We start from the raw sequence: 26,306 nt of genomic DNA on the forward strand, positions 1-26,306 counted from the left end.
CGTTTCAGAAATCCTGATAGTTCAGCGGCGTCACCTCGACCAGGCGGCGGCCGACCGTGGTGGTCGCGGTGCCCTTGGCCATGATGCCGGCGCGGACTTCGGCCGTCACGGCGACGGGGAAGGATGCTGTCGCGCCCGAGGCGAGCGTGACGGCGCCGGCCGTCTGCGCGCCGGTGCCGGCTTCGGCCTCGGCCCTTACCGTTGCCTTGAAGCTGCCGCCCGACGGGATGGAGGCGGTGAGCATGGTGTCGACGGGCTCGAAGGGCTTTTCCGGCAGGAGTTCGCCGAAGGCCCAGGCCTTGCCGAGCGCCGCCTTGGTCATCGGTGCGACGTTGACGTCGATATCGGTCAGCGCGCCCTTCACCCGGTAGGGGCAGCGCCGTTTCGAGCAGTTGACGCCGGCGGAGAACTGCCAGAGCGCGTAATTGTCCCAGTTGCCCATCGGGAAGGCGTCCTCGATGCCCGGCTTGTAGCGGGCATACCAGAGCGGCAGGCGCGAGAGGATGCGGTACCTGTCACGGTTGAGGGCGATGAACCGGGCGGTCGAATGGTTGGTGTAAAGCACGGGATAGCGGCCCGTGCGCGTCTTGATGTGTCCGGCAAAGACCTGCGCATCCTCCAGCGACATGTAGTTGTCGGGATCGATGCCTTCGATATCGAGCACCATCATCTCGTCGTGCTGGGGATTGGCATAGTCGAGGAAATGGTTGGCCTGATCGACCGGATTGCCCGGCCGGGCGAGGTGATAGGCGCCCCAGAGCAGCCCTTTCGAGCGGGCGAGCAGCCGGCGGGTCTCGTAGAGTTCGCGGCTCACCGCATATTTGCGCCACATGGTCTTGCAATGCGCCACCGTGTCGCCGCTGTGCTCGCCCTTGCAGCTGAAGCTTTCCGGCAGGCCGTCGGACGCCTTGGAAATGAAGCCGGCAATGCGCGTGTCGGACAGCATTTCCGACCAGTCGATCTCGTTCAGCTCATAGGCATCGATGACGATGGCGTTTTCCGGCTTCTTCCACGGTTCGACGTTCGCGGCGCTTGCTGAAAAGGGCAGGGCGGCCAGCAGGAGAAGGGCGGCCAGGCCGGAAAGATGCTTCGGGTTCATGGACGCTCCTGTTCGATATCGCGCCGGCGCAAGTGCGCATGGTGCGCGAAACATGGTTAACGGATGGCTAACATGCACAAAACCCGGCGTTGAACATTGAATCGCGCGCGAGAAGATCGCATATGGAACGAAAGGGACTTTGGTGCGTTTCGCGTTCAAATTGCCGTTCGAGCAACAGTCGAAAGGCCCTCTCAGGGAGAAGTGTCATGAGATTTCTCAACAAATGCCTGGCGGTCGCCATGTCGGCGCTCTTTGCCGCCACCCCGGTCGTGCCGGCCAGCGCCATGCCGCTTGGGGTTCCGAAGGTGCAGACGACCGCGGCCGGCGGCAACGATGTGCAGCTCGTTCGCGACCATGACCGCCGTATCTGGGTGCGCCGGAATTCCGATCGTGGCTGGCGCGCTGACCGCGGGCGGGGCGACGACGGCTGGCGCCGCGGGCGCAGCTGGAACGACGATCGGGGCTGGCGCGATATCCGTCGCTACCGTGGTCCCGACTACCGTTATCGCGACCGGGATGTGGGCTGGCGTGACCGCGGCGACCGCTACGGCTGGTACCGCGGCCATCGCGGCTACCGCTATCAGCGCCCGGGCTATCGTTATTATGACGGTTACTGGTTCCCGCTTGCCGCCTTCGGCATCGGCACCATCATCGGCGGCGCGATTGCCAACGACCGGACCTATGTCGGCGGTGGTGGTTCGCATGTGAACTGGTGCGCAAACCGCTATCGTTCGTACAGGGCCTACGACAACACGTTCCAGCCCTACAACGGTCCGCGCCGCCAGTGCATCTCGCCCTATAGCTGATAGGGCAATCCTCTCCGAGCCGGCGGTCCCCCGGCTCCTGGAATGGGCTGACCGGTCGTTGAGACCGGCCGGCCCGTTTCCGTTTCTGGGGTATCAACGCAAGTTGACGTTTACGTAAAAATCAATAATCTGTGCGCCAGCGGATCGCCCCGCCGAAGCGGGCAGGCGGCCGGAGGAGGATAGAGATGTACAAGGCGCCGGTCGAGGAGATTGCGTTCACGCTGAAGCATGTGGCGGGCCTTGCGCCCGCGCTCGAAGGCGGCCATCTCGGCGATCTCTCGGACGACCTCGTCGATGCCATCCTCTCAGAAGCCGGCCGGTTCGCCACGGAAGCCGTGGCGCCGCTTGCCGAGATCGGCGACAGACAGGGTGCCCGCCTCGCCGATGGCGCGGTGACGATGCCCGACGGCTGGCCGGCGCTCTACAAGGCCTGGGCGGAAGGCGGCTGGAATTCGCTGACGGCTTCGCCCGATTTCGGCGGGCAGGGCCTGCCGCACATGCTGCACGTCGCCGCGCTCGAAATGTGGAACAGCGGCTCCATGGCCTTTGCGATCGGCCCGACGCTGACGATCGGCGCCATCGAGGCGCTCACGGCGCACGGCTCGGACCACCTGAAATCCACCTATCTGCCGAAGATGGTGTCGGGCGAATGGATGGGCTCGATGAACCTCACCGAGCCTCATGCCGGCTCGGATCTCGGCGTGATGAAGACCCGCGCGGAACGCCGTGACGACGGCACCTATCGCCTCTTCGGCCAGAAGATCTTCATCACCTATGGCGAGCATGATTTCACCGACAACATCGTGCATCTGGTGCTTGCCCGCCTGCCCGATGCGCCGGCCGGCACGCGCGGCATTTCGCTCTTCCTCGTGCCGAAGTTCCTGGTCGGCGTGGATGGATCGCTCGGCGCCCGCAACGATGCCTATTGCCATTCTATCGAGCACAAGCTCGGCATCCATGCGTCGCCCACCTGCACGATGATCTACGGCGACGGCCGCTTCGGTGACGAGCCGGGCGCCATCGGCTGGCTGGTTGGCGAGGAGAACCGGGGTCTCGCCTGCATGTTCACCATGATGAACAACGCACGCCTCGCCGTCGGCATGCAGGGCGTGGCGATCGCGGAGGCCGCGACGCAGAAGGCGATCGCCTATGCGAAGGAGCGCACGCAGGGCAAGGCGCCGGGCTGGCACGGTGGCGACCAGGGTTCGGGCATGAGTCCGATCATCGAGCATCCCGATGTCGCCCGCATGCTCCTGACCATGAAGGTGCTGACCCAGGGCGCCCGCGCCATCACCTATGCCTGCGCCCACGCGGTGGACATGAGTCATGGCGCGGAGGCACGGCACTGGGCCGAGCGCGCCAGCCTGCTCACCCCCATCGCCAAGAGCTTCGCCACCGATGCCGGCGTCGACGTCGCCTCGCTCGGCGTGCAGGTGCATGGCGGCATGGGCTTCATCGAGGAGACGGGCGCCGCCCGCCTCTATCGCGACGCCCGCATCGCGCCGATCTACGAGGGCACCAACGGCATTCAGGCCATCGACCTCGTCACGCGCAAGCTGCCGCTGTCGGACGGCGGCCATGTGCGGGGTTTTGTCGGCGAACTGCGCGAGATCGCCGAAAAGGCCCGTCTTCGTGCGGGCACGACAAATACGCCGGATCTCGGCGAAACCGGCGAGCGCCTCGATATTGCCATCGCTGATCTCGAAGCCGCCACCGAATGGTTGCTTGCCACGCTCGCCGCGGGCAGGCAGGCCGAAGCGCTTGCCGGTGCCACGCCCTACCAGCGCCTCTTCGGCCTGGTGCTGACGGGGGCCTATCTCGCCAAGGGCGCGCTTGCCGATGGCGGTGACGGCCGCAACGGCGAACGGGCCGCGCTGTGCCGCTTCGCCGCGGAAAACATCATCGGCGAGACGGCGGCGCTGCGCGACCGGGTGATCTCCGGTGCCGGGAGCCTTGAAGCCGCACGTGTGGTGCTGGGATAGGATGCCGCGATCGAACTGATAGGACTACGGCAGAGGGGGCGGCCCCGTACGATTGCCATCCGGCGAAGGAAACCGATACCCATGACCGACCATATCCTGATCGAGCACCCGGAAAACGCGCCGGGCGTCCAGGTGATCCGCCTCAACCGCCCCGACAAGAAGAACGCCATCACCCGCGCCATGTACCAGGCGATGACCGACGCGCTGAAGGCCGGCGATGCGGATGACAGCGTGCGCGCCACCGTCTTCCTCGGCTCGGAAGGCTGCTTTTCCGCCGGCAACGATCTCAACGATTTCCTCGCCTTCGCAATGGGCGGCACGATGGGGCGCGAGGTGGTCGATTTTCTCCATGCGCTCGCTGCGCACGGCAAGCCGCTGGTCTCCGGCGTCGACGGTCTGGCGATCGGCATCGGCACTACGATCCATCTGCACTGCGACCTCACCTATGCCTCGATCCGTACCGAGTTCCGCACGCCGTTCGTCGATCTGGCGCTGGTGCCGGAGGCGGCGTCCAGCCTTCTCGCCCCCCGCCTGATGGGCCACCAGCGGGCCTTCGCGCTGCTGGCTGCGGGGGAGGGCTTCTCCGCCACCGCAGCGCGGGAGGCGGGCCTCGTCTATGCCGTCGTCGAGCCCGCCGCGGTGGAGCGCGACACGCTCGCCGCCGCCGTGCGTCTTGCCGCCAAGCCGCCGAAGGCGCTGGCCATCGCCCGCACCCTTATCCGGGGCGACGGCGCGGATGTGGCAAGGCGGATCGACGAGGAGGCCGAACATTTCGCGGCGCAGTTGAAGAGCCCGGAAGCCCGCGCCGCCTTCGAAGCCTTCATGGCCCGTCGCTAGAACCGGTCCTGAAAGCGGGAACCGCTCTTCCACCTGGAAAACGGGCAGATTGGTGGGTTGGAGCGCCTTTCGGCGCCTCCCGATCCGGTCGATTTTCCGCACCCCGTTCCGCAGGCACCGGTTGCACCCCATTTGTGGTCTGTCAATTTTAACGGCGCCTTAAACACGTTTTCCTATTGTGCGGCATTCTCCGGCGTCCAGCCGGCGGCCGCATGATGCGCCCGATTTTCCGCCTTCCGGCATGCCGTTCAGCATCGCGTCCCCGCCGTTTCCGGCGCGGCGCCCCAGAGAACATCGCCCATGGCCAAGCGCTCCAATCTGATGACGCGCATTCTCGTTGTCGCGTCCCTCGTCGTCGTTGCCGCCTTCACCGGCTTTTCCCTCTATATCGACAGCCTGCAGCGCAGCGTCCTGACGAATTCCGTCGAGGAAAGCATCGACAGTTCCGGCAAGCAGGCCGCCCAGAGCATCGCCAACTGGCTGAATGCTCGCGTCTCGCTGACCGAGATGGCCGGCAATGCCGCCGGCAAGGCCGTGGATGCGACGGGCATCGAAGCCGTGTTGCAGAATGACGTTCTCGTCAGCCAGTTCATGACCACCTATGTCGGCGACGAGACGGGCCTCTTCACCCAGTGGCCGAAATCGGAGATGCCCGAGGGGTACGATCCGCGCAAGCGCCCGTGGTATCAGGATGCCGTCAAGGCAAACGGCAGCGTGCTGACCGAGCCCTATATCGACGCTTCCACCAACGACCTGATCATCAGCGCCGCGACACCCGTCAAGCACGACGGCAAGCTGCTGGGCGTCGCCGGCAGCGACTTCTCGCTGAAGTCCCTCGTCGACATGGTCAATTCGGTCGATCTCGGCGGCACGGGCTTCGCCTTCCTCGTCAGCAAGAACGGCCAGATCCTCGTGCACCAGGACAAGGCGCTCGTCACCAAGACGCTCACCGATGCTTTCCCCGAGACAACGCCGGCCATCGGCGGCGGCATCACGCACACGACCTATGCCGGCAAGCCGGTGCTCGTCTCCTTCGTGCCGGTCACCGGTCTGCCGTCGGTCGAATGGTATCTTGGTTTCACCATTGACAGCGGCATGGCCTATGCGGCGATCGACCAGTTCCGCATCGCCGCGACGATCGCCACGATCCTTGCCGTCGTCGTCATGATGGGCTTCCTTGCCACCGTGCTCTCCCGCCTCGTCGTGCGCCCGGTCAAGGATATGACATCGGCCATGGACAAGCTCGCCGCGGGTGACGTCCGCACGGACATTCCCGGCGAGAACCGCACCGACGAGATCGGCCGCATGGCTGCTGCCGTCGCGGTCTTCCGCGACAATGCCATCGAGCGCACCCGTCTTGAAAACGCCGCGGAAGAAGGCCGCGTGCTCTCCGAAAGCGAGCGCCGCGAGCGCGAAGCCGTCAAGGCGCGCGAAGCCGGCGAGATCCAGCACGCCGTCGAGGCGCTTGCGGACGGCCTCGGCCGTCTTGCCGAGGGCGATCTTGCCCACCGTATCGAAAAGCCCTTCGTCGGCCATCTCGATCGCCTGCGCACCGACTTCAACCACTCGCTCACCAAGCTCCACACGGCAATGACGACGGTCGGCCAGAACGCCCGCGCCATCGATGCCGGCGCCACGGAAATCCGCTCGGCCGCCGACGATCTCGCCCGGCGGACCGAACAGCAGGCCGCCTCCGTGGAGGAAACCGCTGCCGCGCTGGAAGAGATCACCACGACGGTGAAGGATTCCACCCGCCGCGCGGAAGAAGTCGGCTCGCTCGTCTCGCGCACCCGCCAGGGCGCGGAAAAGTCGGGCGACGTCGTCCGCCGCGCCGTCTCGGCCATGCAGGGCATCGAAAAGTCCTCGCACGAGATTTCCAACATCATCGGCGTCATCGACGACATCGCCTTCCAGACCAACCTTCTCGCGCTCAATGCCGGCGTGGAAGCAGCCCGGGCAGGCGAGGCGGGCAAGGGCTTTGCCGTCGTCGCACAGGAGGTGCGCGAGCTTGCCCAGCGCTCGGCCAACGCGGCCAAGGAGATCAAGGCGCTGATCACCGCCTCCGGCGAGCAGGTCCGCTCCGGCGTTTCCCTCGTCGACGAGACGGGCGCCGCGCTGGAAGCCATCGTGCGCGAGGTGCAGGAGATCAACGGCCATGTGAACGCCATCGTGCTTGCCGCGCGCGAACAGTCGACGGGCCTGCAGGAGATCAACACTGCGGTCAACACGATGGACCAGGGCACGCAGCAGAATGCCGCCATGGTGGAGGAACAGACCGCCGCCAGCCACGGCCTTGCCGGCGAGGCAGCCGCACTCTCCGCGCTGCTCGCTCAGTTCAAGCTTGGCTCGGGCGGTGCCGGCTACGCCGCAACGCCGGCACGCCGCGCGGCTTGAGGCATAGGGAACCATGGAAAGGCCCGGGAGCGATCCCGGGCCTTTCTCTTTTCTGTCCACTTCTTGCCGTGCGGCCGATGGCGCTCCATCTATAGGCGACCCGAACGCAGTTCAGATAGCAGAGGCAGAAAATGGTTGAATTACAGGGACGTACGGCCGTCATCACCGGCGCGGGCCGCGGCTTGGGAGCGGCGCTTGCAATGTCCCTTGCGCAAGCGGGGTGCGAGCTCATCCTGTGCGGTCGCACCCTGGCGGCGGTTGAGCGCGTCGCGGAGACCGTCTGGCAGGCAACGGGCGCCCGTCCGACCTGCATCGAGGTCGACCTTGCCAGCAGCGAAAGCGTGCAGCGCGGCGTCGAGGCGATCAACCGGTTGCAGCGTGGTATCGATCTCCTCGTGAACAACGGTGCGATGTGGCTGGGGGCGAGCGACGAACCGCACAGGGCGGAAGACGTGCTGAGCACCGTCAATTCCGCCGTTACCGGTACGTTTCTGTTCACGCAGGGCCTCTTGCCGCTGCTGCGGCAGTCCAGCCATCCCGATATCGTGACGATCGGCTCGATCAGTGGCTTGCCGAATGCGCTCATGCGGGATGTGTCCGTGCCCTTCTACGCCGCAAAGCGCGCCCAGGCTGCCATCGCGGAGGGGCTGCAGCAGATGCTGGCGGGAACGCCCCTGCGCTCCATCGTGGTGCACCCGCCCTATCTCGATGACGTTCAGCCGGGTTCGCCGGAATGGGCTGCGGTGGCCGAGCGGGCGAAGGGCTCGCGCGGCACCACGCGGGATGTGGTCGAAGCCGTGCTCTTCGCCGTCACGCGCCCGCGCCACGTTTCCCTCTCCATCGTGCTGGACGCGGACGATGGCGGGGTGTTCGCCACGCAGGTCGATTGAACGAGGCCTACTTCTCCAGCACCGCCACCGCCTCGACATGGGCCGACCAGAGGAACTGGTCGATCGGTGTCACGAGGCGGATGCGGTAGCCGGCGGCGGTGAGGATCGCGAGGTCACGGGCAAGGCTCACGGGATTGCACGAGACGGCGACGATGGTCTTGACGCCGGAGCGGGCAAGCTCCTTGCACTGGTCCTCCGCCCCGGCGCGCGGCGGATCGAAGACCACGGCGTCGAACACCTTCAGCTCGGAGGCCATCAGCGGGCGGCGGAAGAGATCGCGCCGCTCCACCGTCACCGGCTTCAGGCCCTGCGTGTTGCGTGCGGCCTGGTCGAGCGCCTTCAGCGCCTTTTCCTCGCCTTCCACCGCATGCACCTTGGCCTGCCGGGCGATACGCAGCGCGAAGGTGCCGGAGCCGGCGAAGAGATCGGCGACGCGCTTGGCCTTGCCGAGCGCGTCCAGCACCAGCTCGGCCATGGCGTCCTCGGCCGGCTTCGTCGCCTGGGTGAAGCCGCCGGCGGGCGGGAAGACGCGCACGCCGGAGAAATCGATCACCGGCTTCTGCGGCTCGATGAGGATTTCGCCGTCGCTGGAAACCCGGGCAATGCCGCGCAGTGACAGGACGCATTGGGTAACGGCGCGCCGCTCCTTGTCGCCCACCTTCTTCACGCCCTCGAAGGCAAGGTCGAGGCCGGAAAGGGTTTCGAGCACGGTTACGCGGAAGGGCTCGGCCGAGGTGGCGATGGCGGCGGCCACCCGGCGGATCGCCTCCAGCATGGACATGATGCCGTCGCTCGAAATCGGACAGTGGTCAATGGAGACGATGTGGTGGCTGCCGGCCTGGTTGAAGCCGAGCAGCATCTCCTTTTCCGTCCGGCGTGCGGTGAAGACGACGCGGCGGCGTTCACCCGGCCGGGCGATGACGAGCGGGGCGACCTCGGGCGTCAGGCCCTTGCTCTTCAAAGCATGAACGACGAGGTCGCGCTTGAAGTCGTGGTAGAGCGCATCGGAGGCGTGTTGCAGCGTGCAGCCGCCGCAGGTGCCGTTCTTGCCGTCGGGGCCAAAATGTGCGCAGGCCGGTTCCACCCGTTCGGGCGAGGCGACCGACATGGACATGACCGTGCCGTGGTTCTTGACGCGCGCGACGGCGACCGTCTCGCCCGGCAGGGTGAAGGGCACGTAGACCGGGCCACCGGCTGCCTCCGCAATGCCGTCGCCGCCGCTGCCGAGCCGGGCGATGGTGAGCGTTTCCGTCGTCATGGCTTGCGGCCTCCCAGAAGAAACTCCACATTTCCGTCGCCGCCGGCGATCGGTGAGGGAATGAGGCCGAGGCTCTGCCAGCCCATGTCCTCGACGAGCCAGCGCTCCAGTTCGGCCGCAACGGCCGGCGCGCTGTCCGGGTCTTTCAGCAGGCCTGCCTTGCTGATCGCCTCGCGCCCGGCCTCGAACTGCGGCTTGACGAGCAGCACGCAGAAGGCGCCGGGCTCGGCGAGCGAGAGGGCCGGCGGCAGCGCCAGTTTCAGCGAGATGAAGGAAACGTCGGAGACGACGCCGCCGATGGTACGATCGTCGAGATGGTCCGCATCGAGCACGCGGGCGTTGAGGCCCTCGTGGCTGGTGACGCGGGCATCCGCCATGAGCCGCGGGTGAAGCTGGTCGTGACCCACATCGACCGCGACGACGTGGCTTGCGCCGCGCTCCAGCAGGATCTCGGTGAAGCCGCCGGTGGAGGCGCCGACGTCGAGGCAGTCAAGGCCCGCGGGATCGAACCCGAAGGTCTCCAGCGCGGCCTTCAGTTTCAGCGCCGCGCGCGAGACATAGGCCTGGGCGGGATCGTCGATCTCGATAGCGACGGAGGGGGAAAAGCTCGAACTCGGCTTGGTGACGACGCGGCCGTTGACGCGCACGGTGCCGCGCGTGATGGCGTCGCGCGCCCGCGAGCGGCTGGCGACAAGGCCGGCATTCAGCAGGAGCTGGTCGAGGCGGATGGTTTCTGTAGTTTGGGACATCGCCTCTCATGACGCCTCACGCCCCGGGTGGCAAGCCCCATACGGTGTGTTGCGCCCGGCAAGGCTCGCTGGAACAGATGAAAACCCTAAAACGGTTGATCTATATTCATCGCTCCTTAAATTATGACAATTAGCATTTGTTAAGCATAAGCCGGCATGACGACGGCGCCTTGTCCTATGGCCCCCGAGCAGGGGGCATCCACAAAATCCCATGAACGAGCGGCCCGCCCGGTGCGGGCGCAAGGAGCATGCATGACCCTTCGTCTGTCACACCGCATCGGCCTGATGGCGCCGATTGCTGTCGCGGGCATCCTTCTCATCGTCGGCATTTTCGAAGTCGAAAAGCGCATCTCTGACGACTACCGCGTTACCGTCGAGCGCCATCGCAGCGCCGACGCGCAGCTGCGGGTGCTGGAGACCGAGTTCCTGCAGAACCGGCGGGCGGAGAAGGATTTCCTGCTGCGACGGGACGAGAAATACACCGCCGCCCACAAGGAGATTTCCGCGCGGGCGGAGAAGACGCTTGCCACGCTCGACGGCCTCATCGAAGCGCCGGCGACCCGTGCGGACCTCCAGGCGATCTCGGAAGGGTATGCGGCCTACCGCAAGAGTTTCGCAACGCTCGCCGATGCGAGCATTGCGCTCGGGCTTGATCCGTCGTCCGGGCGGGAAGGCGCCATGCGGTCGGCCGTGCATTCGATCGAGGAGCTGCTGAAGACCGTCGACGACAAGGGCCTCCAGGTCAGCATGCTGATGATGCGCCGCCACGAGAAGGACTTCATCATGCGCCGCGACGCGAAGTACGTCGCCAGGCATGCCGAGGAGCGCGCGGCTTTTGCCAGCGCGCCGGTGGACAGGTTCGGTGGTGCCGCAAACCAGGCGACCATCCTCAAGGCGCTGGACACCTACGGCAAGGCTTTCGAGGACTATGCGGCGATTGCCGAGACCGAGGCTGCAGCCAGCGCCGGTGTCTCCGGGGCCTTTGCCGCCGTCGAGCCGTTCTTCGACCGGGTATCGGCCGCCATCGCCTCGGACAAGGCGAAGGCCGAGTCGGAAAGCGCAAGCGCCCTGGAGACGACGCACAGGATCGCGATCGTCGCGATCCTTGCGGCCATCGCGGCGATCGCCGCCACGGTCCTTCTCATCGGCCGTTCGATTTCCCGCCCGATCGTCGCCACCACAAAGGCGATGACGCAGCTTGCCGGCGGTGACACCGCCTCGGCCATCCCCTTCGCCAGCCGCCGGGATGAAATCGGCCAGATGGCCAGCGCGGTCGAGGTTTTCCGTCAGGCGGCCATCGCCAATCGCCGTCTGGAAGCGGAAGCCGCGGAGAACCGTTCTCGTGCCGAGGCCGAGCGTGTCCGCCTGCAGGACGAGGCCGAAGCTTCGGCGCAGGCGCGTCTGCAGCAGGCCACCTCGGGGCTTGCCGGCGGCCTGCGCCGCCTTGCGTCCGGCGATCTCAGCTTCCAGCTGACCGAACCCTTCGCGCCCGATTTCGAACAGCTACGCCATGACCTGAACTCGGCCGTCGCGCAGCTTGGCGAAACGCTCGGCTCCGTCGCGCTCTCCAGCACCTCCATCGACGACGGTTCGCGCGAGATCAGCGAGAGCGCTGACGATCTCTCCAAGCGTACGGAGCAGCAGGCCGCCTCGCTGGAGGAAACGGCCGCAGCACTCGACGAGATCACGGCCAATGTCGCGAGTTCGACGAAGCGGGCGGAAGAGGCGCGCAGCGTCGCCAGCGAGGCGAACCGCAGCGCTCTGAAATCCGGCGAGATCGTTGCCGGCGCGGTCGAGGCGATGAAGCGCATCGAGACGTCGTCCAGCAGGATTTCCAACATTCTCGGCGTCATCGACGAGATCGCCTTCCAGACCAACCTGCTTGCCCTCAATGCGGGTGTCGAGGCGGCGCGCGCGGGCGAGGCCGGTAAGGGTTTCGCCGTCGTGGCGCAGGAGGTGCGGGAACTTGCACAGCGCTCGGCGCAGGCCGCACGCGAGATCAAGGAGCTGATCCGCAATTCGGCCGCCGAAGTGGAGGGCGGCGTGCGGCTGGTGCAGGATACGGGTGCTTCGCTGGAGGCGATCGGCATGCATGTCGCCACCATCAACCAGCACATGGATGCCATCGCGATTTCCGCCCGCGAGCAGTCCGTCGGCCTCAGCGAGGTGAACACGGCCGTCAACCAGATGGACCAGGTCACGCAGCGCAACGCCGCCATGGTCGAGGAGGCGAATGCTGCCAGCGCATCGCTTGCCAACGAGGCGGTGCGCCTGCGCGATCAGATTTCCCGCTTCGTCCTGCCTGGCGCGGCGCGCGAACTCCGGGCCGTGCACCGCACGATGGAGACGGCCGCGCGCCCAGGTCACCGGCCGGTGGCGGTCTCCCGCGGCAACACGGCCCTCGCGCAGGAATGGACCGAATTCTGATCTCTGCCTGAACGACAGGAAAGCGCCCCGGCCCATCCGCCGGGGCGTTTTGTTTTCAGCGGGAGACTGAGGGCGGAGATGCGACTATTCGCGGCGCCCACCCTGACAGCCGTCCGGCGGAGGGTCTGAAAGATGGTGGAGGCAATGCCGGAAGCGGGGGCCGGTATCCTGCTCCTGAAGCCAAGCCGCACATAGTCGGCATCCTCTGCGTCAACCTTGGTTGACGGAAATCGAATCGTCAACTAATGTTGACGCATGGTCGATCTCAAAAAGCTGCCCGATCCCGAAGATCCGGAAAACGCCTTTGCGGCGGTGATTGCGCTTCGTCGCCTCGCGGACGGGCTGGAGCGGCGGACGGTGCGATCGGCCTTGAAGCAGGGCTGGTCGTGGGCGCGGATCGCGCAGGCGCTCGGCGTCACCAAACAGGCCGCCCACAAGCGGCTTTCGGATATCGCCGCGGGCGACGATCCCGCATAGGAGGTTTTGTGTTCGACCGGATCAAGGAACGCTTTCAAAGCATGGGCACGATCAAGGCCCTTTGTGAACAGGCGGAACAGCATGCAAGGCAGGACCAGCAGAAGGAGCCCGGCGCGGAGCATTTCCTGCTCGCGGCGCTCGATCTGCCGGATGGCTCCGCCCGCCGCGCCTTCGAGGCGATCGGCGCCGATCCCGATGCGTTTCGTCCCGCCATCGCGCGCCAATATGCGGATGCGCTGAAAATGCTGGGGCTTCCCGCCGGGCTTGCCGCGGGCCTGACGGAACCCGAGCCGGCACCCGCGCAGCATGCCGTCTTCGACGCCGCGCCCTCCGGCAAGGCGGTCATGCAGACGCTGGCGGAAGGGCGGGGCAGCCACAACCCGCTGCTTGGCGCCCATGTCGTTGCGATCGTTGCCGCCATGCCGCATGGCGTTGCGGCCCGTGCCTTGCGGGCGATGGACATCGACGCCAAGGCCCTTCAGGCTGCGGCGGACCGCATCCTGGGCAGCCAATAGGGCAATCCCCGCAAACGCGCGGCGCAGATTGCGCCGCACTGTCTTTAAAACAGTGAGGGAGAGCGTTTTGCGCTGCCGGAAACAGCGGAAAAGCCGCGGAGATCAGCCGGCGACGCCCACGCCGACAGCCTTCTGGCCGAGGGCCTGGAAGACCGTGGAGACGATGCCGGCACGGTCGAGGCCCGCCTTGGCATACATCGCCTCGGGCTTGGCCTGTTCCATCCAGATATCCGGCAGCACCATCGGGCGCACCTTCAGGCCATGGTCGAGCAGGCCTTCGAGCGCCAGGAACTGCAACACATGGCTGCCGAAACCGCCGATGGCGCCTTCCTCGATGGTGATCAGCACCTCGTGGTGGCGGGCAAGCTGGCGGATCAGGTCGTGGTCGAGCGGCTTGGCGAAGCGCGCATCGGCGACCGTCGTGGACAGGCCGGCCGCATCGAGGTCCTCGGCGGCGAGCAAACAGTCGGCCAGTCGCGTGCCGAAGGAGAGGAGAGCCACCTTGGAGCCCTGCTTGACGACGCGGCCCTTGCCGATCTGAAGAATCTCGCCGCGAACAGGCATGTCGACGCCGACGCCCTCGCCGCGCGGATAGCGGAAGGAGAGCGGGCCCTCGTCATAGGCGGCGGCGGTGCGCACCATATGCTTCAGTTCCGCCTCGTCGGCGGCTGCCATCACCACGAAGCCGGGCAGGGTGGCGAGATAGGTCGTGTCGAACGAGCCGGCATGGGTCGGCCCGTCGGCGCCGACGAAACCGGCGCGGTCGATCGGGAAGCGCACGGGCAGGCCCTGGATGGCGACGTCATGCACCACCTGGTCGTAGCCGCGCTGCAGGAAGGTGGAATAGAGCGCGCAGAACGGCTTGTAGCCTTCGGAGGCAAGGCCGGCCGCAAAGGTCACGGCATGCTGCTCGGCAATGCCGACATCGAAGATGCGGGCCGGATAGGCCTTGGCGAACTTGTCGAGCCCGGTGCCGGACGGCATGGCGGCGGTGATGGCGAGGATCTTCTCGTCGAAGCCCGCCTCCTGCACCAGCGCCTCGGCGAAGACGGAGGTATAGGCGGGGGCGTTCGGCTTTGCCTTCGCCTGCGTGCCGGTGATGACGTCGAAGGTGTTGACGCCGTGATACTTGTCGGCGGCAGCTTCCGCCGGCGGATAGCCCTTGCCCTTCTGGGTAACGACGTGGATCAGCACCGGGCCCTTGGAATTGTCGCGCACATTGCGCAGCACGGGCAGGAGATGCTCGAAGGAATGGCCGTCGATCGGGCCGATATGGTAGAAACCCATCTCCTCGAACAGCGTGCCGCCGGTGACATAACCGCGCGCGTGCTCCACGGCGCGGGTGATCGCCCGGTCGACCTTCTTGCCGAGATAGGCCGTCAGTTTCTTGCCGAGATCGCGGAAGCCCATATAGGTGCGCCCGGAGGCGAGGCGCGCGAGATAGGCGCTCATCGCGCCGGTGGGCGGGGCGATCGACATGTCGTTGTCGTTGAGGATGACGATGAGGCGGGCATCGAGCGCACCGGCATTGTTCAGCGCTTCATAGGCCATGCCGGCGGACATCGCGCCGTCGCCGATGACGGCGATGACGTTGCGGTGCTCGCCGGAAAGGTCGGCCGCGACGGCCATGCCGAGGCCGGCGGAAATCGACGTCGAGGAATGCGCCGCGCCGAAGGGGTCGTATTCGCTCTCTGCGCGTCGGGTGAAGCCGGACAGGCCGTCCTCCTGGCGCAGCGTGCGGATGCGCTCGCGCCGGCCGGTAAGGATCTTGTGCGGATAGCACTGGTGGCCGACGTCGAAGATCAGCCGGTCCTTCGGCGTGTCGAAGACCTTGTGGATGGCGATGGTCAGCTCCACCACGCCAAGGCCAGCACCCAGATGTCCACCGGTGCGCGAGACGGCATCGACCATTTCGGCGCGCAGTTCGCTGGCAAGCTGCGGCAGGTCACGGTCGTCCACGGCCTTCAGGTCCGCGGGAATGCGAACCTTGTCGAGCAGGGGGGTGGCGGGTGCTTGGGTCACTCTCATGCCTCGTGTTCTCGCCCGTGTGCCCTGGCTCCGTTGCGGAACCCGGCCCGGACATGCGGTCTCATGCCGCGCTCACCTGTCACATGCAGAATGCGGCGCGCGATTTCAACCGTTTCAGCAAGTCTAGAGCGTATTTCGCCGGATTGATACCGCGCAAACCGACGCATTCCCGCGTTCTCCCGGGCAATTGGGGCATTTTGCGGACACGAGGTGCCCGCAGTCACGCTGTCGTGATTCCCCTAGGCCCTTTTCGCCCGCGGCTTGGCGCGGGAAGCCTGGTTCAGCGCCACCGCGGCGCGGATGAGCGCCTTCAGGGCGTCCTCGCGGATGGCCTCGCCTTCGCGGAAGTCGATGGCGCGACGGGTATTGCCCTCCAGGCTGGAATTGAAGAGGCCTGCCGGGTCCTCCAGTGCGGCGCCCTTGGCAAAGGTCATCTTCACGACGGCCTTGTAGGTCTCCCCGGTGCAGACGATGCCGTCATGCTCCCAGACCGGCACGCCGCGCCATTTCCATTCCTCGACGATATCGGGGTCGGCCGCCTTGACCAGCGCGCGCAGCCGGGCGAGCGTTTCGCCCCGCCAGTCGGCAAGTTCGGCAATGCGCGCGTCGATCAGCGCGGAAGGGGTGGCCGTCTCGCTTTTCGTCTCGTCCATGGTCGTCGTCTCCTTCGTCACAGGCGCTCGCCCGGCAGCCGGCTCGCCTGCGCGATCCAGTCGGCAAGCGGCGTCTTGTCGAGATCGTCGCCCTCCTGGATATGGAAATAGCGCGTTTCAGGGGTTTTCGAGGCGACCGGCGGCACCGGATCGAGTGACGTGCCGCGAAAGAAGGTCAGCTTGATGTATTTCGCAAAGCAATGGTAGCTGAGAAACCAGCCGTCTCCCTCGATGCCATAGAACGGCGAGTTCCATTTCACGGCCTTGTGGACGTCGGGCACTGCCTTCGCGATCAGCGCGTCGAGCTTGCGGCCGACATCGCTCTTCCAGCCCGGCATCGCCGCGATATAGGCCTGGATCGGGCCGTCGCCATAACCTTTGGCGATCTGCGGATTGCCACCGGAAAGGAGTTTGGGGTCCCCGGTCATCGCAGGCCCTCCGGGCTGCGTCGCCGCGCCAGATAGGGCAGGGCGAAGAGATAGAGCCCGCTTGCGAGCAGCAGGATGAGCGGAAAGAGCGCGAGAAGGCCGATCCAGAGGGCCGGGTTCTCCTGCGTCATGGCCGCGATGTTGATCAGCACGGCGACGGTGAAGACGATCGAGAGCCAGCGGTGTATCTGCCGGATCCGTATGTTCCAGTTCATGGTTGCCTCCTCGCAACGGTGAAGGGGGTGCCCGCCGATCAGTCCAGATCGCTCAGGACGCGGTCGAGATTGTCGAGGAACCGCGGCCAGCCGGCCTGCGCGCCCTGGAAGTAACGTGGCTGGTCCGGCTTGAAGCCGGTCTGTTCCATGCGCAGGGTCGTGCCTGCGCCGACCGGCGTCAGCGTCCAGGTGACGACGCTCTTCAGGCGCGAATCGCCCCAGGTGTAGGAAAGGCTGCGGTGCGGCTCGACCTCCAGCACCTCGCAGTTCACCGAGCCCCATTCCGCCCGGAAATCGAAGCGGTGACCGACACTGGCCGCAAAATCGGTCTCCATCAGCCATTCGGCGATGAGATGGGGCTGGGTCAGCGCGCGCCAGATCTTTTCCGGCGGATGGGGAATTTGCCGTTCCAGGACGACGGAAAGCGTTTCTGTCATTGATCCATTCTCTTCAGGAGGTCTTCCAGGCGATCGAACCGGCTCTGCCAGAAGCCGGCCATCTGGCTCGTCCAGTCGACGAGCGGGGCGAGCGCATCGAGCTGTGCGCTGTAATGCGTCTGCCGGCCCTCGTGCCGGTCGCGCACCAGGCCCGCCTGCTTGAGCAAAGCGAGATGTTTGGAAACGACCGGCTGGGAAACGCCGGCCTGCGCCGTCAGCGCCCCCACCGTCTTCTCCCCCTCGCGGCACAGCCGCTCGAACAGCGCCCGGCGGGTGGGATCCGCAAGCGTGCGGAAGAGCGCGTCGTGTACTTCGGCCACGTTGATCCATACCTCGATAGCTATGGATTTTCTATAGCCATATGGCTATGAATAAGTCAAGATGGGCAGGAGGAGCCGAAAACCATCGGCTCGGCTCACTCGAACATATGCCCGCTCATCTATGGGTCAGCCGGCCGGCAGCGGTGTGAACTCCTCCTCGTCACCGGGTACTATGTCGAAGCGGCCGGTGCGCCATTCCTCCTTGGCCTGCTCGATTCGCTCCTTGGAGGAAGAGACGAAGTTCCACCAGATAAAGCGTTTCGAGCCGAGCGCCGCGCCGCCGAAGAGCATGATGTGACAGCCCTGCGGGCCGGCCTTCAGCGTGATCGCATCGCCGGGACGGAAGACGAGCAGTTGGTCGGGTGCAAAGACGTCGCCGGCGACATCCAGCGTGCCGGACAGTACGTAGACCGCCCGCTCCTCCCAGTCTGCCGCAAGCGGTGCGGCGGCGCCGCGCGCCAGCGTCAGGTCGGTGTAGAGCGTCTGCGTCGGCACGGCGACCGGCGATGCATAGCCCTCGTAGGAGCCGATGATGGTGCGTCCGGTGATGCCGTCCGCCGAAAAGGCCGGAAGCTCCGCCTTGGTCGTGTGGGCGAAGACGGGGGCGATCTCCTCGTGGCTGTCCGGCAGCGCAAGCCAGGTCTGCAGGCCGGAGATCGACTGCGGCTTGCCGCGCAGGTTCTCCGGCGAGCGCTCCGAATGCACGATGCCGCGCCCTGCCGTCATCAGGTTCACGTCGCCGGGCGCGATGACCATTTCGGTGCCGAGGCTGTCGCGGTGCTTGATCTCGCCGTCGAAGAGATAGGTGACGGTGGACAGCCCGATATGCGGATGCGGCTTGACGTCGATGGCCTCACCCGCGCGCAGCAGCGCCGGGCCCATGCGGTCGAAGAAAATGAACGGCCCGACGAGCCGGCGCTTGGCCGTCGGCAACGCCCGCCGCACTTCCAGCCCGCCGATATCGCTCGTACGCGGAATGATCAGATGCTCCAGCGCATCGCACGCCGCCGCATCGCCGGCCTCCGGGTCCTTTCCGGGAAAGAAACTCATGGCGCCCTCCTGTCGTTGCCGTGTGACCCGCATGCTAGCGGGCGGGGAGGGGCGTGGATAGGGCGGCGGGCGTTGACGGTGTGTCGCCGGGTTCGGCTGCTTGCCGATGTCGGGGAGCACCGCCCCGCCTCGCGAGCGGCGCAATGCGCCTCCTTGCTCACGGGGATTTTTCCAGAGGCAGGGACGGCGCCGGACTAGAGGCTCATGCCCCGTCGAGCGGCTCGGTGCCCTGCGGTTTGCCGGCGCGGTCGAGGCGGATCTTTTCGATGCGGTTCTCGGCGGCCGAGAGGAGCGTCTCGCAATGCTTCTTCAGCGCCTCGCCGCGCTCGTAAATCTCGATGGAGCGGTCGAGCGGCACGTCGCCGCGCTCGAGGGCGGCGACGATCTTTTCCAGCTCCTCCACGGCCTGTTCGAAGGAGAGGGCGGAAACATCGGGGGTGGTGGCGTTGGTCATGGTCAGCCTCTCATCAGGCGGTAGATATGGGTGGCGGCGGACTCGGCGAGGCCCGTGAGGTCGTAGCCGCCTTCCAGCAGGCTGACCACCCGGTTGTTCGCCGATTTTTCGGAAAGTTCCATCAGCTTGGCGGTCGCCCAGTCGAAATCGTCGGCAACGAGGTTGATCTGGGCCAGGGGGTCACGGTGGTGGGCGTCGAAGCCGGCGGAGATGATGATGACATCCGGCCGGAAATCGGCGACGCGCGGCAGGACGCGCGACCTGAAGGCATCGCGGAAATGGTCGCTGCCATCGTTCATCGAAAGGGGCGCGTTGACGATGTTGCCGGCGCCCGTCTCGTCCTTCGCGCCGCTGCCGGGATAGAGCGGCATCTGGTGCGTCGAGCAGAACAGCACGGACGGATCGTCGAAGAAGATGTCCTGCGTGCCGTTGCCGTGATGCACGTCCCAGTCGACGATGGCGACGCGCTCGGCGCCGTGCGCCTTCTGGGCATGGCGGGCGGCGATGGCGGCGTTGTTGAAGAAACAGAAGCCCATCGCCTTGTCGCGTTCGGCGTGGTGGCCGGGCGGGCGGGCGGCGACGAAGGCGTTGTCGGCCTTGCCGGTGAAGACGGCGTCGACCGCCGCGATGGCGCCGCCGATGCCGGTCAGTGCCGCCTGCAGCGTCGCGGGGCTCGCATAGGTATCGGCCTCGACCTGGGCGATGTCCTCCTCGGGCATGGCGGACATGACGGCGGTGAGGTGCCGCTCGGGATGGGCGAGCAGGACGAAATCCTCGTTCGCCTGCGGCGCCTTCTCGCGCAGGAGCGGCGAAAAGCGCTCGTGCTCCAGCGCAAGATTGATCGCCCGGATGCGGTCCGACCGCTCCGGGTGGCCCTCCGGCGTATGGTGCTCGAGGAAGATCGGGTTCTCGAAGAGACACGTCGTCATGGCCGGAAGCTACCCATTGCGGTTCGCGAGGTCCACGGGAAATGGGCCGGTGTCCACGGCTTTTCAACCGTCAGGGCGCAAGAAGCAGTTTTCCGGCGCGCGCGGGATCGTCCTGCCGGGCGAGTGCGGCGGAAAGGTCGGAAAGCGCGAAGACGCGGTCGACGGCCGAGCCGAGAAAGCCGGCGCGGATACCCGCAAAGCTGCGTTCGAAGGCTGCTTCGATCGCCGCGCGCGGCGCCGAATGCACCCAGCCGCGCAGCCAGAGGAAGGAGAAGGCCACCGCCTCGCGCCGGTTCGCCACCAGCGCCGGGTCGAGCTGTGCGCCGCTCAGCGCGCCATACTGGATGAAGGCGCCGCCGTCGCGGATCTGCCGGAACAGCGCATTGCCGGGCTCTCCGCCGACTGCGTCGAGCACCGCATCGAGCGGCGGGGCGGCATGGGGAACGATCTCGCCGGCAAACGTCTCCGCCAGCCGCGTCGCGCTCGCCGGGCTGCGCACGAGGGCGACAGGCCGGAAGCCGGCCTCGGCCAGCAGCACCAGCAGCATGCGCCCGATGGCGGAGGCGGCGGCCGTCACGCCGACGCGCTGGCCCTCCACCGCGCCGAAATGCGTCCTGGCGGCCTCGACCAGCTGGAAGGCGGTGAGCGGGTTCACATAGGCCATCGCGGCGGCCTCGTCGGAAAGGTCGTCCGGCACGGCAAAACACCAGTCGGCCGGGCGCAGCAGGAAGGGTTGCCACAACCCGCTCGCGCCGATCGGCAGCACGCGCTGGCCGATGGAAAACCCGGTGACGCCCGCGCCGAGGGCGGCGACTTCCCCGACGCCCTCGAAGCCGGGCACGAAGGGCAGCGTCGTGCGGCTGCGATAGGCGCCGGTGACGGGAATGAGGTCGGACGGGTTGATCGCCGCGCGGCGGATGCGGATCTCCACGTCGCCGGGACCGGGTGACGTGCGCTCGGCCTCCTCGAGGCGGATCACTTGCCGGGGATCGCCGAACGCTCTAACAACGGCACGAAGCATGGTTTACCCCGGGACAAGACGTGGAACAGGCGGCAGACATCACGGTCAGCGAAGTCCGGATACCCTTCCGCGATATAGACATGCACGGCCACATGCACAATGCCGCATACTATGCCCATGCCGAGGCGGCCGTCGCCGGGCTCTGGCGGCACCGGCCGGAAGGCGCCGGTGATCCGGTCTATTTCGTGCGCAAGTCCGGCTGCACCTTCCACCGCGGCCTGAGGCTTGACGACCGCGCCCGCTTCAAGGTGTCCGTCACGCGCATCGGCGCGACCTCGCTGAGCTTTGCCGTGGCGATCTCCGCGGAGGGCGCACCGGTCGCCGACCTGGAGGTCGTCTGGGTCGCCGTCGATCCCGCAAGCCGCCAGCCCGTCAACGTGCCGCAGCCGGTGCGCGACTGGCTGAAGTCATTCCTCGCCTGACGCGGTCTCGACCTTCAGCCAGCCGGGCCGGCAATCCTCGAAGGAATGGTATTGCGGCATGAGCGCGGGATCGGCCGGATCGTCGAAGCCGCCGATCAGCAGCGCCACGACAGGCTCGTCGTCGATCGCCCCGATGGAGCTGCCGCAGGCCGGGCAGAAGGCGCGGCTGGAATAGTCGGAGGAGCGCCAGGTGGCAGGCTTGCCGCCGCTGCCGGTCCAGGCGAGGCGCCCGGCGGGAAACTCCACCCAGGCGGCGGTCGGGGCCCCCGTGTGCTGCTGGCAGAAGCGGCAGGAGCAGGTATGCGGCTTTTCCGCCACGCCCGTCGCCTCGAAACGGATGGCGCCGCACAGGCAGCCGCCGGAATAGATCTTCTCACCCATGATCCCCCTCACAATTTCCGGAAAAGTGTCACGATTCCCATGCCGCCGCCAATGCCCATCATGGCAAGCCCCTCCGTGCCCGCTTCCGCCGTCCGCATCTGCGCGAACAGCCGCGTGGCGAGGATGGCGCCGGAGGCTCCATAGGGGTGGCCGAGCGCCAGCGCCCCGCCCTCGCGGTTGACGGCGGTAGGATCGATGCCCAGCGCATCGAGGCTGGCAAGTACCTGGGAGGCGAAGGCCTCGTTGAATTCGATGAAGGGGACCCGCGCTGCGTCAAGGCCGGGATGGCGCGCGGCGAGCTTCTGCATCGCCGGCACGGGGCCAAGGCCGAGCAGGTTCGGATCGACGCCGGCGACCGCGCTGTCGACGATCTCCAGCAGCACCGTCAGGCCCAGCCTTTGCGCCTCGGCGCGTGACGTGACGAGCACGACGGCGGCCCCGTCATTGACCGGGCACGCATTGCCCGCCGTCACCGTTCCGTCGGGACGGAAGACGGGTTTCAGGGCGGCGAGTTTTTCCAGCGAGGTATTTTTGCGCGGGCATTCATCGTCAGGGACCGGGCCGGTGGGTGTGACGATCGGCACGATCTCGCCGGCAAAGCGCCCGGCCTTGCGCGCCGCCACGGCGCGGCGGTGGCTTTCGAGCGCGAAGCGATCCTGCCGCTCCCGGCTGATGCCGGCATGGGCGGCGACGTTTTCGGCGGCGATGCCCATGTCCGGATCGCCCACCGTATCCGGCGCCATGCGGGCGCGGCGGAGAGGCTCGGGCGCGCCGCCCGGCGTTGAGGGTGGACGGAAGCGCAGATGCGCGCGGCTGGTGCTCTCGGTGCCGCCGGCAAGATAGATGCGCCCGGCGCCCGCCTGCACCAGCCGCGCTGCCAGCGTAATCGCCTCCAGCCCGGAGCCGCATTGCCGGTCGATCGTCATGCCGGGCACGCAAACCGGAAGGCCCGCCTCCAGCGCGGCAAGGCGCGCGAGATTGCCGGCGCTGTTGGCGGCATTGCCGAGGATGACGTCGTCAACGGCATCCGGCGGCAGTCCCGTCTCCTCGAGGATTTTTCGGATGAGCGGCGCGGCGAGGCTGGCCGGCTCGATGGCCGAAAGCCACCCGCCGATGCGGCCGATCGGCGTGCGGAAGGCCGCGGCGACGACGGGAATGCGGTCAGAGGAAACGGTCGAGTGCATCGCTCTCCTCCGCCACCCATTGCCGGACGGTCTTCGCGGCGACCTTGCCGGAGGGCGTCATGGGCATGGCACGGCACAGCCAGATGCGGCGCGGCTGCTTGTAGCGCGGCAGAAGCGCCGAGAGCGCCGCCGTCAGTGCCTTTGGTGTCAGGCCCGGCTGTTCCGGTTCGATCACGGCAACGAGCTCGCTGCCGAGATCGGCATGCTCGATGCCGAAGACATGGGCGGCACGCACCAGGGCCGTATCGCGCAGCGCCGTCTCCACTTCGGAAGGATAGATGTTGTTGCCGCCCGACAGCACCATGCCGCCGGAGCGGCCGAGGAGGTGCAGCGTGCCGTCCGCCTCCAGGAAGCCGAGGTCGCCGACCGTCGCCAATGTGCCGAAGCGGGAGAGTCCCGCCCCGTCGCCCTGTCCGAGATAGCCGGTGGCGACCAGCGGGCTTTCGACGAAGACCGTGCCCGTCTCTCCCGCCGGCAGCGGGTTACCGGCATCGTCCAGCACGGCAATGTTCACGCCCGGAAAGGCCTTGCCGACCGCGGTGGAGGAGACGGCATCGCCCGGTGCGGCGACGGTGACGAAGCCGAGTTCGGAGGCGCCGTAATATTCGCGCAGCGCCGCGGCGGGAAAGTGCGCCGCGCACAGGGCGTGGTCCGCCGCCGTCAGCTTCGCGCCGGCAATCGTGATGGCGGCAACGCCGGTTGCCGGGGGCTCTGCGGCGAGCCGGCGCAGCATGGTGGGCACCAGGACGAGGCGGCGGATGGCGTTGGCCCGGATCGTTGCCAGCGCCGCATCCGGATCGAAATGCGCGGCGGAATGAAAGGCGCCGCCGGCAAGCAGCGTCTCGGTCATCGCATAGAGCGCAAGGCCATGGGCGAGGGGGCCGGGGGCATAGGTATCCAGCGCCCGGTCGATGCCGAAGAAGGGCGCGCCCGTGGCAAGGCTGACGCGCCAGGAGCGCCGGTCGCGGATGATCGGCTTCGGATCGGCCGTCGTGCCCGAGGTGAAGACGATGAGGAACGGGTCGTCGTCGGCCCCTTCCGGCAGCACGGGCGTGTCCAGCGCGGCACTTTCGGCGATGACCCGCCGCGCACCGTCGCGCCGGCTCTCGACGGTAAGATCGGCGCCGTGGGCGGTGACGACGAGGTCGGGGTCGATCTTGCCGATCAGGCGTGTACGCTGGGCTTCCGGCAGGTGCGGGTCGATCAGGGCGGCGCAATGGATGCCGGCCGTTGCAGCCGCAAAGGCGGCGGGAAAGAGCGCGTGGTTGCCGGTCATGATCGCGACCAGCCGGGTTTTCGGCCCGATGGTGCTGCGGCCTTCGGGCGCGAGATCGCAGAAGGCTGCAAGGAACTGCCGGGCCGTTGCCGCCAGTGCACCATAGGAAAGAACCCGGTCCTCCAGGTGGAAGGCCGGGTTCGAGGGGCTTTCGGCGGCGTGCCGTTCGAGGGCGCCGGAAAGCGGCATCGGCTCAGGCGCGCTGCGGCAGCAGCGGATAGCCGGCAAGCACCGCGCGGCCGGCCAGCATGGCGACGCCGGCCTTGATGATGTCGCCGGGCACGAAGACCATCGAGGCGAGGGCCGTCTCGAAGAAGGCCTTGCCGCTCATATAGGCCAGCCACGGAATGCCGAAGAGGTAGACGACCGCGATGCCGCCGACGATCGAGGCGCCGAGGAAGGCGGCGAACTGCGTCAGCTCCGGCTGGTCTTCCTTCACGAAGCGCTCGGCGATGAGGCCGCAGACATAGGCGCCGAAGAACCAGCCGACGAGGTAGCCGGCGGTCGGGCCGGCAAAGACGGCTAGGCCGCCGCGCCCGCCCGACAGGACCGGCAGGCCGATGGCCACGAGCAGCAGCACGAGCAGCACGGCGGCCGCGCCGCGCTTTGCGCCGAGAATGCAGCCGGCGAGCATGACGCCGAGCGTCTGCGCGGTGATCGGCACCGGAATGAAGCCGAGCGTGATCGGCGGCAGCAGGCCCAGCACCACGATGATCGCGGCGAAGAGGGCGACGAGGACGATGTCTCTGGTGGTCATGTCAGGTTCCCCGGTGGACAAAATTGGGTCGAATGCTTAGTGCCGCCGAAAGCCGCGCGCGTCAATCGCCATGGCGATCGTATCGGCGTCCTTCAGCGTCAGGATGATGAGCGGCACGAGAGTGGTCAAGGGCCGGACCGGCAGGCCGCGCGCCCGGTGGGCGTCGGTGATCTCGCCGTAGCGCGCGAAGATCTCCGGCACGAAGCGGATGACGAGGCCGACCGCGAGGCTCACATCGGCCGCGCGCACGAAGCCGAAGCGTTCGAGCGGTGTCAGGAGCCGGGTGATCTCGTCCATGAAGGCGGAAATCGAGGTCGTGGCGGTGACGGCGGCAGCCAGCAGAACCAGTGCGCTCAGCCGGGAGAAGACAACCAGCGCCTCGTGCAGCGAATGGAAGGCATAGTTCGCGATTGCGACGAGGAGCACCGTGAAGAGCACGAAGCGCACGCGCCGGAAGGCCTCGCGAAGACCAATGCCGGTCGAAAGGTAGAGGACGGCCGAAAGCCCGAGCGCCGGCACGAGGATGCGCAGGTCGGCAACGATAAAGAGCCCGATCGCGGCGGCGAAGAGCATGAGCAGCTTGCCGCGCACCGGCATGCGGTGCAGCAGCGAGTCGCCCTCGATGTCGAGCCCGTTCAGCATGCCGCGATCCCCCGATAGGCGCGGATCGCCTCGGCCGGCCGGTCGTCGGCCGCAAGCCGGCCCTCGTGGAACACCAGCACCCGGTCGAACCCCTCCAGCAGGGCGAGATCGTGCGTGATGACGAGCACCTGTTCCGGCAGGCCCGCAACGGTGCGCTCGATGAGCGCGCGGTTCTTCAGGTCGAGCTGGTTGGTCGGCTCGTCGAGGATCAGGAGGTCCGGGCCGGTGACGAGCACGCTGGCGATGGCGCCGAGCTGCGTCTCGCCGCCGGAAAGCTCGTGCACGCGCCGCCGTGCGAGGTGGGATATGCCGAAACGCGCGAGCACCGCCTCCGTCCGCGCCGCGATCTCCGCCTTGTCGAAGCCGCGGTTCTTGAGGCCGAAGGCGATGTCTTCGGCCAGGATCGGCAGGATCATCTGGTGCTGCGGGTTCTGGAAGATGAACCCGGTTTTCCCGCGCGCAGCCGCTTCGTCGGCCACCGTGTCCAGCCCGGCGACCGTCACCGTGCCGCCCGTCGGCTTGACGAGGCCGTTGATCAGCCGCGCCATGGTGGTCTTGCCCGAACCGTTGAGCCCGACGACGCCGATGCGCGGCTCGCTCAGCGCAAGCGTCAGCGGGTGCAGCGCGGTGCGTCCGGCATAGGTCACCGTTGCGGCGGAAAAGACGATATCCAAA

28 protein-coding genes are annotated in these 26,306 nt (G+C 67.1%); 9 read left to right on the forward strand and 19 right to left on the reverse strand.

Translation table 11 applies throughout. The features are described 5' to 3' along the window. Positions 1 to 4 precede the first annotated feature (4 nt). Positions 5 to 1,099, reverse strand: a complete 1,095-nt coding sequence (locus P9A16_RS08290) for a glycoside hydrolase family 25 protein (protein ID WP_023515274.1) — start codon at positions 1,097 to 1,099, stop codon at positions 5 to 7. A gap of 206 nt (positions 1,100 to 1,305) precedes the next feature. Between P9A16_RS08290 and P9A16_RS08295 the strand changes: the two genes are divergently transcribed. The 5 genes from P9A16_RS08295 to P9A16_RS08315 all read left to right on the forward strand — a co-directional run bounded on the left by P9A16_RS08295 (position 1,306) and on the right by P9A16_RS08315 (position 8,008). Further along, positions 1,306 to 1,905: a BA14K family protein gene (locus tag P9A16_RS08295; protein ID WP_023515275.1), complete on the forward strand. Its 600-nt coding sequence runs from the start codon at positions 1,306 to 1,308 to the stop codon at positions 1,903 to 1,905. 185 nt (positions 1,906 to 2,090) lie between these two features. Then, positions 2,091 to 3,887, forward strand: coding sequence for an acyl-CoA dehydrogenase (locus tag P9A16_RS08300; RefSeq protein WP_023515276.1), 1,797 nt, complete (start codon positions 2,091 to 2,093; stop codon positions 3,885 to 3,887). Between the two features lie 81 nt (positions 3,888 to 3,968). Next, positions 3,969 to 4,724 carry a crotonase/enoyl-CoA hydratase family protein gene (locus P9A16_RS08305; protein ID WP_024271034.1) on the forward strand — a complete coding sequence of 252 codons (756 nt, stop codon included), beginning with the start codon at positions 3,969 to 3,971 and terminating at the stop codon, positions 4,722 to 4,724. Positions 4,725 to 5,024: 300 nt separating this feature from the next. Further along, positions 5,025 to 7,118, forward strand: a complete 2,094-nt coding sequence (gene mcpU / locus P9A16_RS08310; RefSeq protein ID WP_024271033.1) for a methyl-accepting chemotaxis protein McpU — start codon at positions 5,025 to 5,027, stop codon at positions 7,116 to 7,118. A gap of 131 nt (positions 7,119 to 7,249) precedes the next feature. Beyond that, positions 7,250 to 8,008 carry an SDR family oxidoreductase gene (locus tag P9A16_RS08315; RefSeq protein ID WP_023514305.1) on the forward strand — a complete coding sequence of 253 codons (759 nt, stop codon included), beginning with the start codon at positions 7,250 to 7,252 and terminating at the stop codon, positions 8,006 to 8,008. A 7-nt stretch (positions 8,009 to 8,015) separates the two neighbouring features. Here P9A16_RS08315 and P9A16_RS08320 read toward each other — a convergent pair whose 3' ends face one another. Next, positions 8,016 to 9,266, reverse strand: a complete 1,251-nt coding sequence (locus P9A16_RS08320; RefSeq protein WP_023514304.1) for a class I SAM-dependent RNA methyltransferase — start codon at positions 9,264 to 9,266, stop codon at positions 8,016 to 8,018. Continuing rightward, complete coding sequence (locus tag P9A16_RS08325) at positions 9,263 to 10,015, reverse strand: TlyA family RNA methyltransferase (RefSeq protein WP_278025645.1); 753 nt, start codon at positions 10,013 to 10,015, stop codon at positions 9,263 to 9,265. Before P9A16_RS08325 ends, P9A16_RS08320 begins: the two co-directional genes overlap by 4 nt. A 252-nt stretch (positions 10,016 to 10,267) precedes the next feature. Between P9A16_RS08325 and P9A16_RS08330 the strand changes: the two genes are divergently transcribed. The 3 genes from P9A16_RS08330 (at position 10,268) to P9A16_RS08340 (ending at position 13,434) form a co-directional block, all read left to right on the forward strand. After that, positions 10,268 to 12,442 (forward strand): methyl-accepting chemotaxis protein, encoded by a 2,175-nt coding sequence (locus P9A16_RS08330; protein WP_023514302.1) that lies wholly within the window; start codon positions 10,268 to 10,270, stop codon positions 12,440 to 12,442. 255 nt (positions 12,443 to 12,697) lie between these two features. After that, on the forward strand, positions 12,698 to 12,919 hold the full coding sequence (locus P9A16_RS08335) for a hypothetical protein (protein ID WP_023514301.1): 222 nt from the start codon (positions 12,698 to 12,700) through the stop codon (positions 12,917 to 12,919). A gap of 8 nt (positions 12,920 to 12,927) precedes the next feature. Continuing rightward, positions 12,928 to 13,434, forward strand: a complete 507-nt coding sequence (locus P9A16_RS08340) for a Clp protease N-terminal domain-containing protein (RefSeq protein ID WP_023514300.1) — start codon at positions 12,928 to 12,930, stop codon at positions 13,432 to 13,434. Positions 13,435 to 13,536: 102 nt separating this feature from the next. Here P9A16_RS08340 and dxs read toward each other — a convergent pair whose 3' ends face one another. The 10 genes from dxs to P9A16_RS08390 form a co-directional block, all read right to left on the reverse strand. After that, positions 13,537 to 15,456: a 1-deoxy-D-xylulose-5-phosphate synthase gene (gene dxs, locus P9A16_RS08345; RefSeq protein WP_037408303.1), complete on the reverse strand. Its 1,920-nt coding sequence runs from the start codon at positions 15,454 to 15,456 to the stop codon at positions 13,537 to 13,539. 245 nt (positions 15,457 to 15,701) lie between these two features. Further along, on the reverse strand, positions 15,702 to 16,115 hold the full coding sequence (locus tag P9A16_RS08350) for a DUF1801 domain-containing protein (RefSeq protein WP_023514298.1): 414 nt from the start codon (positions 16,113 to 16,115) through the stop codon (positions 15,702 to 15,704). 17 nt (positions 16,116 to 16,132) lie between these two features. After that, the gene (locus tag P9A16_RS08355; protein WP_023514297.1) at positions 16,133 to 16,543 is read right to left on the reverse strand and encodes a DUF1801 domain-containing protein; all 411 of its coding nucleotides are present in this window, start codon (positions 16,541 to 16,543) and stop codon (positions 16,133 to 16,135) included. Continuing rightward, a complete protein-coding gene (locus tag P9A16_RS08360) occupies positions 16,540 to 16,758 on the reverse strand; it encodes a hypothetical protein (RefSeq protein ID WP_023514296.1) in 219 nt (72 codons plus the stop codon). The genes P9A16_RS08355 and P9A16_RS08360 overlap by 4 nt, the downstream gene beginning before the upstream one ends. 38 nt (positions 16,759 to 16,796) lie before the next feature. Beyond that, positions 16,797 to 17,195, reverse strand: a complete 399-nt coding sequence (locus P9A16_RS08365) for an SRPBCC family protein (RefSeq protein ID WP_023514295.1) — start codon at positions 17,193 to 17,195, stop codon at positions 16,797 to 16,799. Beyond that, a complete protein-coding gene (locus P9A16_RS08370) occupies positions 17,192 to 17,515 on the reverse strand; it encodes an ArsR/SmtB family transcription factor (protein WP_023514294.1) in 324 nt (107 codons plus the stop codon). Before P9A16_RS08370 ends, P9A16_RS08365 begins: the two co-directional genes overlap by 4 nt. 126 nt (positions 17,516 to 17,641) lie before the next feature. Then, positions 17,642 to 18,565: a pirin family protein gene (locus tag P9A16_RS08375; RefSeq protein ID WP_023514293.1), complete on the reverse strand. Its 924-nt coding sequence runs from the start codon at positions 18,563 to 18,565 to the stop codon at positions 17,642 to 17,644. 202 nt (positions 18,566 to 18,767) lie between these two features. Further along, positions 18,768 to 19,019, reverse strand: a complete 252-nt coding sequence (locus P9A16_RS08380) for an exodeoxyribonuclease VII small subunit (protein WP_024271032.1) — start codon at positions 19,017 to 19,019, stop codon at positions 18,768 to 18,770. Between the two features lie 2 nt (positions 19,020 to 19,021). Then, positions 19,022 to 19,948: a histone deacetylase family protein gene (locus P9A16_RS08385; protein ID WP_023517337.1), complete on the reverse strand. Its 927-nt coding sequence runs from the start codon at positions 19,946 to 19,948 to the stop codon at positions 19,022 to 19,024. A 70-nt stretch (positions 19,949 to 20,018) separates the two neighbouring features. Continuing rightward, the gene (locus P9A16_RS08390) at positions 20,019 to 20,969 is read right to left on the reverse strand and encodes a zinc-dependent alcohol dehydrogenase family protein (RefSeq protein WP_023517338.1); all 951 of its coding nucleotides are present in this window, start codon (positions 20,967 to 20,969) and stop codon (positions 20,019 to 20,021) included. A 20-nt stretch (positions 20,970 to 20,989) separates the two neighbouring features. Here P9A16_RS08390 and P9A16_RS08395 point away from each other — a divergent pair, with 20 nt between their 5' ends. Beyond that, positions 20,990 to 21,391 carry an acyl-CoA thioesterase gene (locus P9A16_RS08395; RefSeq protein ID WP_023517339.1) on the forward strand — a complete coding sequence of 134 codons (402 nt, stop codon included), beginning with the start codon at positions 20,990 to 20,992 and terminating at the stop codon, positions 21,389 to 21,391. Here the strand turns inward: P9A16_RS08395 and P9A16_RS08400 are convergent. The 6 genes from P9A16_RS08400 to P9A16_RS08425 are packed head-to-tail and all read right to left on the reverse strand — an operon-like array spanning position 21,377 to position 26,305. Then, on the reverse strand, positions 21,377 to 21,772 hold the full coding sequence (locus P9A16_RS08400; RefSeq protein ID WP_023517340.1) for a GFA family protein: 396 nt from the start codon (positions 21,770 to 21,772) through the stop codon (positions 21,377 to 21,379). The genes P9A16_RS08395 and P9A16_RS08400 overlap by 15 nt on opposite strands. A gap of 8 nt (positions 21,773 to 21,780) precedes the next feature. Continuing rightward, on the reverse strand, positions 21,781 to 22,956 hold the full coding sequence (locus P9A16_RS08405; protein ID WP_278025646.1) for a thiolase family protein: 1,176 nt from the start codon (positions 22,954 to 22,956) through the stop codon (positions 21,781 to 21,783). Next, positions 22,934 to 24,421 (reverse strand): class I adenylate-forming enzyme family protein, encoded by a 1,488-nt coding sequence (locus tag P9A16_RS08410; protein WP_023517391.1) that lies wholly within the window; start codon positions 24,419 to 24,421, stop codon positions 22,934 to 22,936. The genes P9A16_RS08405 and P9A16_RS08410 overlap by 23 nt, the downstream gene beginning before the upstream one ends. Positions 24,422 to 24,425: 4 nt before the next feature. Next, entirely contained in the window at positions 24,426 to 24,989 is a 564-nt protein-coding gene (locus tag P9A16_RS08415) for a biotin transporter BioY (RefSeq protein ID WP_023514775.1), read from the reverse strand. Between the two features lie 36 nt (positions 24,990 to 25,025). Continuing rightward, the gene (locus P9A16_RS08420) at positions 25,026 to 25,631 is read right to left on the reverse strand and encodes an energy-coupling factor transporter transmembrane component T family protein (protein WP_023514774.1); all 606 of its coding nucleotides are present in this window, start codon (positions 25,629 to 25,631) and stop codon (positions 25,026 to 25,028) included. Next, the gene (locus P9A16_RS08425; protein ID WP_023514773.1) at positions 25,625 to 26,305 is read right to left on the reverse strand and encodes an energy-coupling factor ABC transporter ATP-binding protein; all 681 of its coding nucleotides are present in this window, start codon (positions 26,303 to 26,305) and stop codon (positions 25,625 to 25,627) included. The genes P9A16_RS08420 and P9A16_RS08425 overlap by 7 nt, the downstream gene beginning before the upstream one ends. Position 26,306: the final 1 nt, after the last annotated feature.

It is taken from the genome of Shinella sp. 838 (assembly GCF_029623935.1).
GTDB lineage: Bacteria > Pseudomonadota > Alphaproteobacteria > Rhizobiales > Rhizobiaceae > Shinella.